This window comes from Mesorhizobium sp. M7A.T.Ca.US.000.02.2.1, from assembly GCF_003996995.1.
Taxonomy (GTDB): Bacteria; Pseudomonadota; Alphaproteobacteria; order Rhizobiales; family Rhizobiaceae; genus Mesorhizobium.
Genome location: NZ_RZTT01000157.1, coordinates 1 through 12,598 on the forward strand (window position 1 = coordinate 1; position 12,598 = coordinate 12,598).

General features: G+C 63.9%; 13 protein-coding genes. 8 read left to right on the plus strand and 5 right to left on the minus strand.

Features of this window, described 5'->3' with window-relative positions:
- The 6 genes from cobA to EOD15_RS16505 form a co-directional block, all read left to right on the plus strand.
- On the plus strand, positions 1 to 1,032 hold a 1,032-nt coding region (gene cobA / locus EOD15_RS16480; protein WP_127408634.1), incomplete at its 5' end, for a uroporphyrinogen-III C-methyltransferase.
- On the plus strand, positions 1,029 to 1,322 hold the full coding sequence (locus EOD15_RS16485; RefSeq protein WP_127319290.1) for a DUF2849 domain-containing protein: 294 nt from the start codon (positions 1,029 to 1,031) through the stop codon (positions 1,320 to 1,322). The genes cobA and EOD15_RS16485, both read left to right, overlap by 4 nt.
- A gap of 43 nt (positions 1,323 to 1,365) precedes the next feature.
- Positions 1,366 to 3,036, plus strand: a complete 1,671-nt coding sequence (locus tag EOD15_RS16490) for a nitrite/sulfite reductase (protein ID WP_127319288.1) — start codon at positions 1,366 to 1,368, stop codon at positions 3,034 to 3,036.
- Positions 3,011 to 3,775 carry a phosphoadenylyl-sulfate reductase gene (locus EOD15_RS16495; RefSeq protein ID WP_127272509.1) on the plus strand — a complete coding sequence of 255 codons (765 nt, stop codon included), beginning with the start codon at positions 3,011 to 3,013 and terminating at the stop codon, positions 3,773 to 3,775. Before EOD15_RS16490 ends, EOD15_RS16495 begins: the two co-directional genes overlap by 26 nt.
- Positions 3,776 to 3,947: 172 nt before the next feature.
- Positions 3,948 to 4,481 (plus strand): DUF934 domain-containing protein, encoded by a 534-nt coding sequence (locus EOD15_RS16500; protein ID WP_127319286.1) that lies wholly within the window; start codon positions 3,948 to 3,950, stop codon positions 4,479 to 4,481.
- Positions 4,482 to 4,579: 98 nt separating this feature from the next.
- Positions 4,580 to 6,184, plus strand: coding sequence for a GMC family oxidoreductase N-terminal domain-containing protein (locus tag EOD15_RS16505; protein ID WP_127319285.1), 1,605 nt, complete (start codon positions 4,580 to 4,582; stop codon positions 6,182 to 6,184).
- A gap of 118 nt (positions 6,185 to 6,302) precedes the next feature.
- On the opposite strand, the gene EOD15_RS16510 is transcribed toward EOD15_RS16505, so the two are convergent.
- The 3 genes from EOD15_RS16510 to EOD15_RS16520 form a co-directional block, all read right to left on the minus strand.
- Positions 6,303 to 7,325, minus strand: a complete 1,023-nt coding sequence (locus EOD15_RS16510) for a fatty acid desaturase (RefSeq protein ID WP_127273297.1) — start codon at positions 7,323 to 7,325, stop codon at positions 6,303 to 6,305.
- Between the two features lie 151 nt (positions 7,326 to 7,476).
- Positions 7,477 to 7,854, minus strand: coding sequence for a hypothetical protein (locus EOD15_RS16515; protein WP_127269664.1), 378 nt, complete (start codon positions 7,852 to 7,854; stop codon positions 7,477 to 7,479).
- Positions 7,855 to 7,953: 99 nt separating this feature from the next.
- Positions 7,954 to 8,154: a hypothetical protein gene (locus tag EOD15_RS16520; protein ID WP_127319283.1), complete on the minus strand. Its 201-nt coding sequence runs from the start codon at positions 8,152 to 8,154 to the stop codon at positions 7,954 to 7,956.
- Positions 8,155 to 8,393: 239 nt separating this feature from the next.
- Between EOD15_RS16520 and grpE the strand changes: the two genes are divergently transcribed.
- Positions 8,394 to 9,029: a nucleotide exchange factor GrpE gene (gene grpE / locus EOD15_RS16525; protein WP_127408635.1), complete on the plus strand. Its 636-nt coding sequence runs from the start codon at positions 8,394 to 8,396 to the stop codon at positions 9,027 to 9,029.
- 103 nt (positions 9,030 to 9,132) lie between these two features.
- Positions 9,133 to 9,765 (plus strand): trimeric intracellular cation channel family protein, encoded by a 633-nt coding sequence (locus EOD15_RS16530; RefSeq protein WP_127319279.1) that lies wholly within the window; start codon positions 9,133 to 9,135, stop codon positions 9,763 to 9,765.
- Between the two features lie 77 nt (positions 9,766 to 9,842).
- Here EOD15_RS16530 and EOD15_RS16535 read toward each other — a convergent pair whose 3' ends face one another.
- Together EOD15_RS16535 and EOD15_RS16540 are read right to left on the minus strand one after the other, a co-directional pair.
- Positions 9,843 to 10,718 (minus strand): GNAT family N-acetyltransferase, encoded by an 876-nt coding sequence (locus EOD15_RS16535; RefSeq protein ID WP_023812526.1) that lies wholly within the window; start codon positions 10,716 to 10,718, stop codon positions 9,843 to 9,845.
- A 180-nt stretch (positions 10,719 to 10,898) separates the two neighbouring features.
- The coding region (locus tag EOD15_RS16540; RefSeq protein ID WP_127408636.1) for a response regulator at positions 10,899 to 12,598 on the minus strand (1,700 nt) is incomplete at its 5' end.

Genomic DNA, 12,598 nt, shown 5'->3' on the forward strand with positions numbered 1-12,598 from the left:
GTGCTTGCCCAGATGCTGCGCGGCCGCATCGACCGCATGCTGTCGCCGTCGCTCGGGCCGCTGGCAATTCTTGCGGCGTCGTTTCGCGGGGCTGCCGAGAAGCTGCTGCCGAAAGGCAATGCCCGCCGCCGCTTCTGGAATGATTTCTTCTCTGGCGCTCCTGCGCGCGCGGCCGAAGCCGGCCAGCTTTCGCAGGCGCATGACGCTGCCGTCGATCTTCTGCTGTCGGACACGCCCGCTTGCGGTCACATCGCGCTGGTTGGCGCCGGTCCGGGCGCCGAGGATCTTTTGACCTTGCGGGCCCATCGTCTGCTGATGGAAGCCGATGTCATCGTCCATGACGCGCTGGTGCCCGAGGCGGTCGTTGCCATGGGTCGCCGCGATGCCGAGCGCCTGCCGGTCGGAAAGCGTAAGGGCTGCCACACCAAGAGCCAGGCTGAGATCAATGCGCTGCTGGTCGAGCTTGGCCGTGAAGGCAAGCGTGTCGTGCGGCTGAAGTCAGGCGATCCGCTGGTGTTCGGCCGGGCCGGCGAAGAGATGGCGGCACTTCGTGATGCCGGCATCGCCTATGAGGTGGTTCCGGGTGTCACCGCGGCCTTTGCTGCCGCCGCCGATTTCGAACTGCCGCTGACCTTGCGCGGTGTCTCCTCGTCGATGGTGTTCACCACCGGCCACGACCTCAAGGGCAATTCGCTGCCCGACTGGGCCAAGCTCGCCATTTCCGGCGCCACCGTCGCCGTTTATATGGGCCGCTCGGTGGCCGCCGAGGTTGCCGGACGGCTGATCGAGGCCGGTCTGTCGCCGGACACTGCGGTGGCCGTGGTCGAGAATGCCAGCCTCGCCAACCGGCGTCGCTTCCACGGCACGCTTGCCGACCTGCCGTCGCTGGAAGTGCGCGCCGATCTTTCCGGCCCGGTCATGACCATCATCGGCGATGCGGTCGCCGGCGCCAATTTTGAGCGATCCGAGCCGCTGGCGGCACACAGGCATGAAGGTGCGTCCAGTTCGATCGCCGAAGGAGTTCAGCAATGAAGATACTGACCGCCAACCGCCTCACCGACGGCATTGCCGTCTGGTACGCCGACGGCGGCTGGGCCGAGACGGTGGACCATGCTGACCTCGCCCACGACAAGGCAGCCGAGAACAGGCTCGAGGCGATCGGCGCCAAGGCCTATGCCGCCAACGAAGTGGTCGACGTCAATTTGATCGACGCTGAAGTCGTCAACGGTGTCGTCCAACCGGTGCGGCTGCGCGAGAAGATCCGCGCCGCCGGCCCGACCATCCGCAACGATCTCGGCAAGCAGGCTGCGCGGGCAGCATAACCAAGACACCAGGCATGGGCGGACGCGCCCTGAAAGACCAAGCATGTACCGTTACGATGAGTTCGACCACGATTTTGTCCAGGCCCGCGTCGCCGAGTTCAGCGACCAGGTGCAGCGTCGTCTTGCCGGCGAGATCACCGAGGACCAGTTCCGGCCATTGAGGCTGATGAACGGCGTCTATCTTCAACTGCATGCCTACATGCTGCGCATCGCGGTGCCTTACGGCACGCTGAACGGCAAGCAGTTGCGCATGCTTGGTCACATCGCCCGCAAATACGACAAGGGCTACGGCCATTTCACCACCCGCCAGAACATCCAGTTCAACTGGCCGGCGCTGTCGGACATTCCGGCGATCCTGGCGGATCTCGCGAGCGTTGAGATGCATGCCATCCAGACCAGCGGCAATTGCATCCGCAACGTCACCGCAGACCACTTCGCCGGCGTTGCCGCCGACGAAGTCGCCGATCCGCGTCCCTACGCGGAAATCCTGCGCCAATGGTCGTCGGTGCATCCGGAATTCTCGTTCCTGCCGCGCAAGTTCAAGATCGCGGTGACGGGTGCCGAGCGCGACCGCGCCGCCATTCAGACCCACGACATCGGCCTGCACCTGAAGAAGAACGCCGCCGGCGAACTCGGTTTCGCCGTCTATATCGGCGGCGGCCAGGGCCGCACGCCGATGGTTGCCCGCAAGATCCGCGATTTCCTGCCGGAAGCCGACCTTCTGTCCTACTGCACGGCGATCCTGCGCGTTTACAACCTCTATGGCCGCCGCGACAACAAGTACAAGGCGCGCATCAAGATCCTCGTCCATGAGACCGGCGTCGAGGAGATCACCCGCCAGGTCGAGGCCGAGTGGCAGGAGTTGAAGGACGCCGAGCTGAAGCTGCCGGAAGCCGACATCCGCGCCATCGAGGCCTATTTCGCGCCACCGGTGCTCGCTGGGCGGCCGGAAGGCGACCAGGCGGTCAAGCTGGCGCGGCTCGATTCCAAGGGGTTCTCGGAGTGGCTCGACCAGAATGTCGTGACGCACCGCCATCCCGACTATGCGGCGGTGACGATCTCGCTGAAGGGCATCGGCGAGGTGCCCGGCGACGCCTCGGACAGCCAGATGGAAGCAATCGCCGACATCGCCGAGAAATATGGCTTTGACGAGCTGCGTGTCAGCCATGAGCAGAACCTGATCCTGCCGCATGTGGCCCGCGCCGACCTCAAGGCGGTCTATGATGCGCTGGTCGGCATCGGCCTGGCGACGGCCAATTCCAATTTGATATCGGACATCATCGCTTGCCCGGGCCTCGACTACTGTGCGCTGGCCACGGCGCGCTCGATCCCGATCGCGCAGGAAATCTCGCGCCGCTTCGCCTCGCTTGAGCGGCAGCGCGAGATCGGCGAACTGAAGCTGAAGATCTCCGGCTGCATCAACGCCTGCGGTCATCACCATGTCGGCCATATCGGCATCCTCGGGGTCGAGAAGAAGGGCTCTGAGCTCTATCAGGTGACGCTGGGTGGCTCGGCCGACGAAAACACCTCGGTCGGCGAGATCATCGGCCGCGGCTTCTCGTCGGAAGAGATCACCGACGCCATCGAGCAGATCGTCGAGACCTATCTCGGCCTCCGGCTCGACCCACAAGAGAAATTCATCGACGCCTACCGCCGAGTCGGTCCCGCGCCGTTCAAGGAGGCGCTCTATGCTGGCGAAGCCAAGGCCGCTTGACCGTATTGGAGACGTCGATGACGGTATCGCCGCCAAAGCGGCGGGGCTCGATGCGCTCTATGGTCATCTGAAGCCGATCGAGATCATCGAACGCTCGGCCCGCGAACTGTTCCTCGACGAGATCGCGGCGGTGTCGTCGTTCGGCGCGGATTCGGCTGTGCTGCTGCACATGATCGCCAAGATCGACCGGACGCTGCCGGTCATTTTCCTCGACACCGGCAAGCATTTCGAGGAGACGCTCGGCTATCGCGACGCGCTCGCCGCCGATTTCGGGCTGACCAACATAAGGGTGATCAAACCCGAGGAAGCAGCACTCGAACGGATCGATCCGACGGGCAATCTGCATCAGAGCAACACCGACGCCTGCTGCGACGTGCGCAAGGTGGAGCCGCTGGCGCGCGGTGTCGCGCCATTTCGTGCCTGGCTCACCGGCCGCAAGCGTTTTCAGGCCGCGACGCGGGCGGCGCTGCCGGTGTTCGAGGCGGTCGGTCCGCGCATCCGCATCAATCCGCTGGCGCATTGGACGACATCGGACCAGGCGGACTACATGCGCGCCCATGCGCTGCGCGAAAATCCGCTGGTCGCCTATGGCTATCTGTCGATCGGCTGCTTCCCGTGCACGCAGCCGGTGCAGCCGGGCGAGGACGCGCGCAGCGGCCGCTGGGCCGGTCACGCCAAGACCGAGTGCGGCATTCACCTGTCGGGGCTGGAGAAGTCGCTGACCGACGCATCCCTTTAGGATGTGCTGATATTCAGGTGAGGCTGGCCTGAAAACGGCAGCTTCCTGCGCTTCCGGTGCTCACGTACTTCAAGTACGCTCCGCTCCGGTTCTCGGAAGCTGCCATTTTCGACTCAGCCTGACCTGAATCTCAACACATCCTTGGTTCGTTTGACTATTTAGGAACTTTTTGATGACTGAACCGACGACACCGGAGACCCGACTCTGGACCCCTGCGGGTTTTCACGAGGATGAGTGGACGCATGCCGAAAGCGCCGATGCGCTGTCCGGCAACGGCCGCTTCATCCTGCCGTTGCAAGTCTTCCTCGATCTGGATCCGGAGGTGCGCCGCTCGGCCAAGGAACGGCTCGGCGTCCTGCTGCAGCCGGGTGATCAGCTCGAGAAGATTGCCGACCTGCTCGACCAGCTGTCGCTGGTGGCGTTGGCCTTCCCGGCCTTCAGCGACGGCCGCTCCTTCTCCAAGGGAGAACTGCTGCGCGGCCGCTACCATTTCGAAGGTGCCGTTCGCGCCACGGGCCAGGTGCTGGTGGACCAACTGCCGCATATGCTGCGGCTGGGCTTCGACGAGTTCGAGATTTCCAATGCGGTGCTGTTGAAGCGCCTGGAGGAGGGCCGCACCGGCGGATTGGGGCTCTACTACCAGCCAGCCGCCGTGCCGGAACCAAAAGGCCCGAAATACTCCTGGCGACGCGTTCGCAGCAGCTGACGTTGCGGTAATTCCGCGCATCTTTACATCAGTCGTGTTCAGGCCTTCTCTTGGTCATCCGGATGGAAAATCCGTTGAACGATCGGGGAGGGGTCTTCATGCGTTACGACTATGTCATAGCCGGCGGTGGGTCCGCCGGCTGTGCGCTTGCCGCGCGGCTTTCGGAAGATCCATCGAAAACGGTCTGCCTGATCGAAGCTGGCGGCGAGGGCAGGGATATGCTGATCCGCGCTCCGGCTGGCATTATCGGCATGCTTTCCGGCCGGCCCAGGATCAACAACTGGGCCTTCGAAACCGTGCCGCAGCAAGGTCTTGGCGGCCGCAAGGGCTACCAGCCGCGCGGCAAGGCGCTGGGCGGCTCCAGCGCCATCAATGCAATGCTCTATGTCAGGGGCCATCGCAGCGACTATGACGAATGGGCAAATCTGGGCTGCGAGGGCTGGTCGTGGGATGAGGTTCTGCCCTATTTCCGGCGCGCCGAAGGCAATGAGCGCGGCACTGATGCCTTGCATGGCGGGGACGGCCCGCTGAAAGTGTCGAACCAGCGCTCGCCGAGGCCGATCGCCAAGGCCTTCATAGAGGCTTGTGCCGAAAACCAGATTCGCGCCTCGGACGATTTCAACGGACCGGAACAAGAGGGCGCCGGCTATTTCCAGGTGACCCAGTTTGCCGGTGGCGCCCGTAATGGCGAGCGCTGTTCGACTGCCGCCGCCTATCTCCATCCGGTGATGCAGCGGACCAATCTGACCGTGATCACGCGGGCGCACGCCACAGGCATTGTCCTTGCCGGCAAGCGCGCCACCGGTATCCGCTACCGGACGCGCAAAGGCGAGGCCGTGGCACAGGCGTCGCGCGAGGTGATCCTCTGTGGCGGTGCCTTCGGTTCGCCGCAGCTTCTGTTGCTGTCGGGTATCGGCCCGGCGGCCGAACTTGCCGTGCATGGCGTTCCCGTCGTCCACGAATTGCCGGGCGTCGGCAAGAACCTGCAGGACCACCTCGATTTTATCGTCGGCTGGAGATCGAAGGACACCGATATGCTCGGTATGAGCCCGCGCGGCGCGTGGGGTTTCCTCAGGCATATCGCGCAGTGGCGGCGGGATGGAACCGGGCTGATCGCCTCGCCGTCGGCCGAGAGCGGCGCTTTCGTCAAATCCGACCCGGCGCTTGAGCGCCCTGACCTGCAGCTGCAATTCGTCATCGGGCTCGTCGAAAACCATGCGCGCACGCTGCACTACGGTTTCGGCTTCTCCTGTCATGTCTGCATATTGCGGCCGCACTCGCGTGGCGAGGTTGGGCTGGCCAGCGCCGATCCACTTGCCGCGCCACGCATCGATCCGCGCTTTCTCGGCGACCAGCGCGATGCGGAACTGCTGCTGAAAGGCGTGAGGATCACCCGGCAGGTGCTGGCTTCGCCGGCGCTGACGCGCTACCGGCACAAGGAAATGCACATCGCCGGCGAGCCGAGCGATGCCGATCTGATGACCCATATCCGTACCCGCGCCGACACGGTCTATCACCCGGTCGGCTCCTGTCGGATGGGGGTCGACGAGATGGCGGTGGTCGATCCGCAACTCAAGGTGCGCGGGCTTGAAGCCTTGCGTGTCGTGGACGCCTCGGTGATGCCGACACTAATTGGTGGCAACACCAATGCCCCAACCATCATGATCGCCGAAAAGGCCGCCGACATGATCAGGGCTGCCTGATCGGAGCTCCAGGCCGCGGCGCCCATGGCGCGGCGGTCCTTTTGTTATGACGCAATTGCCCAGGGAAAACGCTACGCGTTTTCCCTGGAAAACCGTTCCACACTTCTCCTGGAATTGCTTAAGCCGCCGCCCGTGCCTCGCGGAACGACACCAGCTTGCGGCGGTTTTCGTCCCACAATGCCAGTTTGACGCAGCGCAGGCTTTCGAGCAGCGTAACCCGGCCTATGTCGCGCAACTCGGGATAATCCCGCAGCACTTCCTGCAACCGGTAGCACGGCACCTTGGCCGAGAGGTGATGGACGTGATGGACACCGATGTTGCCGGTGAGCCAGTTCAGCACCGGCGGAAGGTCGTAATACGACGATCCGTGCAAGGCGGCGTGCTGGAATTCCCAGTCGGCATCCTTCGCCCATTCTGTTTCCTCGAACTGGTGCTGGACGTAGAACAGCCAGATGCCGGCCGAACCGGCGAGGATGACGATCGGCAGGTGAACCACCAGGAAAGCGCCCGGGCCGACGAACCAGATAAGGACGGCTGCTGCGACCGCGATGCCAAGGTTGGTGGTCATCGACGACACCCAAGGGGTCAGGCCGCCGCGCATCATGCCGACGGGTAGCCTCTGCTCGAAGATGAAAAGCCAGATCGGACCGAGCCCGAACATCACCAGCGGATGGCGATAGAGACGATAGGCGAGGCGGCCCCGCCACGACATCTGCCGGTATTCTGCAACGGTCAGCGTCCGGATGTCGCCCATGCCGCGTTCGTCAAGATTGCCGGCGCTGGCGTGGTGCGTCGCGTGGGCGCGCCGCCAGCAATCGTAGGGCGTCAGCGTCAGGATGCCGAGCGCGCGGCCAATCCAGTCGTCCGCGTAACGATTGGCGAAGAAGGAGCCGTGGCCGCAATCGTGCTGGATCATGAAGATGCGCACCAGAAACCCGGCCGCGGGGAGGATGAGGACCAGTCCCCACCAATGGCCATAGGCATAAGCCGCCGAGGACAGCCCCCAGAGTATGGCGAATGGAATGAGGGTGATGGCGAGCTCGACGGCGCTGCGCCGCCTGTCAGGCTTCTTGTAGCGGGCGAGAATCTTCAACCAGGCGCGCTTGCTGTTGGCGACCGCCTCAGGGGAAATCATGTTCATCAGGAAGCATAGGCGGGGTGCCTCGCCGCCGCAAGGCAACATCACGCAAAATTACTGTGCGTAATTGTCGCGTGGCTTGGCGATCGAGCCTGCCAACCCGCCAAATCGACCTGCTGATGGCTCTGAGCGTCGGTTTTCCGCTGGTCGATCGCTATTCGCGATCGAGGATAGGGCAGCCGCGCTCGGTGCCAAAAGTCACGCGCACGCGGTCGCCGCCCTGTCTGCCGCGGACTGTGATCTCCCGGCGGCCGACGGACTCTATCCTTGCGCGGCGGATGCCCATTCGGTCTGCCTTGTCGAGAGCCCGGTCTTCCGTGCAGCCTCGTTGACGGCGGTCGCGCCGATCGTCGCGACGGGGGCCTTCGCAATCGTCGTAGGCGGGGTCGCAATCTTCCATGAGCTTCAGCCGCGGGCCATGTTTGCCCAATTGCAGCTGAAGATTGTCTGCTTGTGCCGGAAAGGCCGCCAAGGTGATGGCGCCGAGGCCGACAAACGCTATCAGCGATGAGGTGATCGAAACCTTGCGCATTTACGTCCTCCATTGAACCACAACACATCTATCCTTAGATGGTTCGGCTCTCCCCGGCTATTGCCGATAGGAGGTTTGCTGCCAAGATCGATTGTTGCGTTACGGCCGGCGCCAGCCGATGTCACCGCGCTCCGCCCCATCGAGGCGGTCGAGCAGTTCTCTGAACCGATCCGGGATGTCGGCCTCGGTGCGGAAGGCCGGCAATGTGCGCAGAAAGCGGGTCACCGCCTCGGCGCCGAACTGGCGCCTGATCTCGATGGCCAGCCCCTCTGCCTTTTCGCCCATGTTGCGGGTCATCATCTCAAAATCCTGTGTCGGCTTCGAAACTCCTGCAGCAAGAGAATGGTTCCCCCATCGTGCCTGTATGGCAAGCAAAGCCCGCGGTTAAGGTAAAATTTGAATTAAAGTCGAAATGTCTTGCCTGTCATTGCCCGGCCTTGGCCGGCGGCTTCCATAGTCGCTTACCCCTTGATTTTTGGCCGCCAAACATCGATATCGGGCACAAAATCCACATCATCCGAGATTGACGGGAAACGGCGATGAGCGACCAGGCAAAAGACGAACGCGCGCCCGATGAAGTCGAGGCGACCGAGCCCGCAGCCGAGCGCACGGAAGGCGGCATCGACGGCGACTATGAAGCCCTTGTGCGGCTGCTGAAGGAAAATGAAGAGTTGAAGGACCGCGCGCTGCGCGTGGCGGCGGAGATGGAAAACCTGCGTCGCCGCACGGCGCGCGATGTGCACGATGCGCGCACCTACGCGGTCGCGAATTTCGCCCGCGACATGTTGTCGGTGTCGGACAATCTGCGCCGCGCGCTGGATGCGATTCCCGCCGAGGCCAAGGCATCGGGTGACGCCGGCTTCAAGGCGCTGATCGAAGGCGTCGACCTCACCGAGCGCGCCATGCTGTCGGCGCTGGAACGGCATGGGGTCAAGAAGCTCGCGCCTGAAGGCGAGAAGTTCGATCCCAATTTCCACCAGGCGATGTTCGAAGTGCCCAATCCGGATGTCCCGGCCAACACCGTGGTCCAGGTCGTGCAGCCGGGGTATTCGATCGGCGACCGCGTGCTGCGCCCGGCCATGGTCGGCGTCGCCAAGGGTGGTCCGAAGTTCGCCGCCGCTGAAGCACCGGTTGAGCCGGGGCCGGTGAACGAGCAGGCTGAGAAGGATGCGTAGTTAGGGGAGTAAGGGAGTAAGGGAGTAAGGGAGCGTACCAACGGTGCGGCTTTGTGATAAACATACTCTCCTATTCTCCTCTTCCCTTACTCCCCTGGTCTGCATGAATGCCATCGCGCTTCTCGACTATGCCGGTGTCGCCGTCTTCGCGGCGACCGGGGCGCTGGCGGCTTCGCGTAAGCAGCTCGACATCATCGGCTTCCTGTTCCTGGCCAGCGTCACCGGGATAGGCGGCGGCACGCTTCGCGACGTTATCCTCAACCTGCCGGTTTTCTGGGTTGCCAACTCCGGCTATGTGCTGGTCTGCGCCGCGGTTGCGGTGCTGGTCTTCTTCAGCGCGCATCGTGTCGAATCGCGCTGGAAGTGGCTGCTCTGGCTCGACGCCATCGGGCTCGCCGCCTTTTCGGTGATGGGCGCGGCCAAGGGGCTTGCGATTACCGGCTCGCCGGTCGTGTCCGTCATCACCGGCGTGCTCACCGCCACTTTCGGCGGCATTTTGCGCGATCTCCTTGCGGGCGAGCCATCGGTGCTGCTCAGGCCCGAAATCTACGTCACGGCGGCCCTTGCGGGTGCCGGCCTCTACACGCTTGGCGATCTTGCCGGACTGCCGCCGCTCGCCTCGAACCTCGCCGGCTTTGCGGCGGCGTTCCTCGTGCGCGGTGGTGCGCTCAAATTCGGCTGGTCGTTTCCGTCCTACAAGAGCCGACCCGGCAGGCGGCCGGAAGATATTTTGTGAAAGGAAGCGAATAGCGAATAGAGAGTAGCGAATAGGGGTTGAGCGAGATAGCTCCCGCTATTCGCTATTCGCCAGCGTCACGCAGCGAAGCGCTGGGCTTCGCCGCCATAATAGTTGACGTAGCGTGCGCCGATCTCCTTGACCGGCATCACGACGAACACATCGACCGTCGAGAATTCGCGATCGATGACGCAACCATCGCCGATGCGGGCACCGACGCGCAGATAGCCCTTGACCAAAGGCGGCATCGCGGCGATCGCCGCCTTGGCATTGACGGCCTCGATCGGCATCAGATCCATCGAGCAATAGCGCCCGGACACCGCGCGCACGTCCCAGGCCGAATTCGTCCGGCAGTGGTGGGCGAGGTAGGTGAGCGCCTCGGCATGCGCCGCCGGGACGGTGCCGTGAAAGGACGCGCAGCCGGTCATCACACCGATTTCGTAATGGTTGATGTAGGCCCAGATGCCTTGCCACAGCGCCTCGATGGTGCGCTTCGAGCGGTATTCCGGCAAAACGCAGGAGCGGCCGAGTTCAAGGAAACGCTGACCGGGGTGGCGGGCGATGAGCTTGGTCAGCTCGAATTCACCTTCGGAATAGAAGCCACCGGCCGTGGCCGCGATTTCTTGCCGCAGCAGCCGATATGTGCCGACGATGCGGCGATGTTCGGGACCGGAAAGCGTGGTGTCCAAAACCAGCAGATGGTCGCAGAGCGGATCGAACCGATCGGCGTCCCGGCGGTCATGGGCCTGGAACAGGTCCTTCCTGGCGCCAAGTTCGTCGTAGAACACCCGGTAGCGCACTTCCTGCGCGGCCGCGATCTCGGCCTCGTTGCGAGCGAGCCGCACTTCAAGATTGCCTATACGGCCCAGCGCAGCGCCCTTTATGACGGAATCGACGTTACGTCCGGCAAGCAAGGCGCTGCTGGCGTTCGGCCGAGTGTCACATTCCGGCATAACTGTATGCACGAGTGATTCTCCTTCGAGCCATCCCTCTTGGCACGGGGATACGGTGTAGGTGCAACAGGATTGTGACAGTACCGTGATACGACGCCGTGGGCAATACTTCGTCGGCTGGCGAATACGATCAACCGGCTACGTTTAAGTGATCGCCCGTGCCGAATGGCGGTGGAAAGCTCAGGCCGCGACGACCTGCCCCTCGACGGCATTGACCAGCGCTTCGGGGTCGAGCGGTTTGGTGACAAAGCCGCTGGCGCCATGGGCCAACACCGCATGACGGGTCTTTTCCTGGCTGTCGGCCGACAGCACCATGATCGGCACCGGCCGCACGGCACTTTCTTCCTCATGGCGGCGGATGGCGGCGATCGCGTCCAGCCCGTCCATGACCGGCATGTGCAGATCCATCAAGACCACGTCGAAGCGGTCCTTGTGCGCGGCGCCGGTGACAGCCTCGACGGCGGCCTTGCCGTTGCCGACCACCTTGACGCGATGCCCGGCCTTCAGCAGCGTGGCGCGGGCCAGCATGGCGTTGATGTCATTGTCCTCGGCGATCAGCACCGACAGGCCGCGCTGGCGGTTGCCGACGGCCCGCAGCGACGGTGCGCCGCGCTTTTCCGGCGGCGGCGGGCCGAGGCTCGGAGCATGGCTGCTCAGCAGAACACGCAGAAGTGTTCCGCCACGCACCGGCCTGGCCAGGAAGGTTGCGTAGCCGCTGGCACGGAACTCGCCAAGCATGCCGCGATCGGTCGGCGCGATCAGCGTGATCGCCTCACAGTCGGAGAAACCGCTTTGGCGCAGGCGCTTGAGCAGCCTTCCGTCGCCTTCTTCCATCGCTGCATCGACCAGGATTGCATCGCAGCCGGCGGCGAAAGGCGCGGCCTGTGCGGCAGTAGTGGCGATGTCGACCGCGCCGCCATTGGCGCGGATGGTGCGGGCGATGGCGTCGGCCTCGACGGCGTTCTTCGACAGGATCACCGCGCGTCTGCCCGAGAGAGCATTCTGGTGGCCCTGCGGCGCTTCGGTGGCCGCTGTCGCAGGGATTTCGAAGACGAATTCGGATCCCTGGCCGAGCCGGCTGGATACCGAGATCGTGCCGCCCATGGCGGCCACCAGGCGCCTGGAGATGGCAAGGCCGAGGCCGGCCCCGCCATGGGTGCGTGTCGACGTGCCGTCGGCCTGCTCGAATTCCTCGAAAATGCGCTCCAGGTCGGCGTCACGCAGGCCCGGACCGGTATCGGCGATGGTGAAGCATATGCGGTCGCTGGTTTCGGTGCGTGCGCGTGCTATGCTCACCAGCACGCCGCCGCTGTCGGTGAACTTGATGGCGTTGCCGATGAGGTTGAGAAGCACCTGCCTGACCTTGCCCGGATCGGCGGTGATCAATTGCGGCACGTCGGGTTCGACATGGCAACCCAGTCCGATATCCTTGGCGAAGGCGCGCGCTGCCAGCAATTCGATGATGTTGTCGGCGATCTCGCGCACCGACATCGGCTGCGGCTCGGGGTCGAAACGCCCGGCTTCGATCTTGGAATAGTCGAGAAGATCCTCGATCAGGGCAAGCAATGCGCTGGCCGAGGTCGAGACGGCGCCGACATAGGTCTGCTGCTCCGGCGACAGGCTGGTGTCGGCGAGCAACCTGGCCATGCCCATGATGCCGTTCAACGGGGTGCGGATTTCATGGCTGACGGTGGCGAGGAAGCGCGATTTGGCCTGGCTGGCATACTCGGCCCGTTCGCGTGCGGTGATCAGCGAGGATTCGGCGCGTTTGCGGGCGGTGATGTCGCGGGCGATGGCGCGGTGCGAAACCGCGCCGCTGTCCTTGTCGCGCACCGACAGTTCGATCCAAGAGAACCAGCGCTGCCCGCTCGGCGTGCTGA

What these genes read in the sequence shown, in the direction of transcription:
- EOD15_RS16485 (WP_127319290.1), top strand. Translation starts at nt 1,029, where the DNA reads ATGAAGATACTGACCGCCAACCGCCTCACCGACGGCATTGCCGTCTGG.
- EOD15_RS16490 (WP_127319288.1), top strand. Translation starts at nt 1,366, where the DNA reads ATGTACCGTTACGATGAGTTCGACCACGATTTTGTCCAGGCCCGCGTC.
- EOD15_RS16495 (WP_127272509.1), top strand. Translation starts at nt 3,011, where the DNA reads ATGCTGGCGAAGCCAAGGCCGCTTGACCGTATTGGAGACGTCGATGAC.
- EOD15_RS16500 (WP_127319286.1), top strand. Translation starts at nt 3,948, where the DNA reads ATGACTGAACCGACGACACCGGAGACCCGACTCTGGACCCCTGCGGGT.
- EOD15_RS16505 (WP_127319285.1), top strand. Translation starts at nt 4,580, where the DNA reads ATGCGTTACGACTATGTCATAGCCGGCGGTGGGTCCGCCGGCTGTGCG.
- EOD15_RS16510 (WP_127273297.1), bottom strand. Translation starts at nt 7,325, where the DNA reads ATGAACATGATTTCCCCTGAGGCGGTCGCCAACAGCAAGCGCGCCTGG.
- EOD15_RS16515 (WP_127269664.1), bottom strand. Translation starts at nt 7,854, where the DNA reads ATGCGCAAGGTTTCGATCACCTCATCGCTGATAGCGTTTGTCGGCCTC.
- EOD15_RS16520 (WP_127319283.1), bottom strand. Translation starts at nt 8,154, where the DNA reads ATGATGACCCGCAACATGGGCGAAAAGGCAGAGGGGCTGGCCATCGAG.
- grpE (WP_127408635.1), top strand. Translation starts at nt 8,394, where the DNA reads ATGAGCGACCAGGCAAAAGACGAACGCGCGCCCGATGAAGTCGAGGCG.
- EOD15_RS16530 (WP_127319279.1), top strand. Translation starts at nt 9,133, where the DNA reads ATGAATGCCATCGCGCTTCTCGACTATGCCGGTGTCGCCGTCTTCGCG.
- EOD15_RS16535 (WP_023812526.1), bottom strand. Translation starts at nt 10,718, where the DNA reads ATGCCGGAATGTGACACTCGGCCGAACGCCAGCAGCGCCTTGCTTGCC.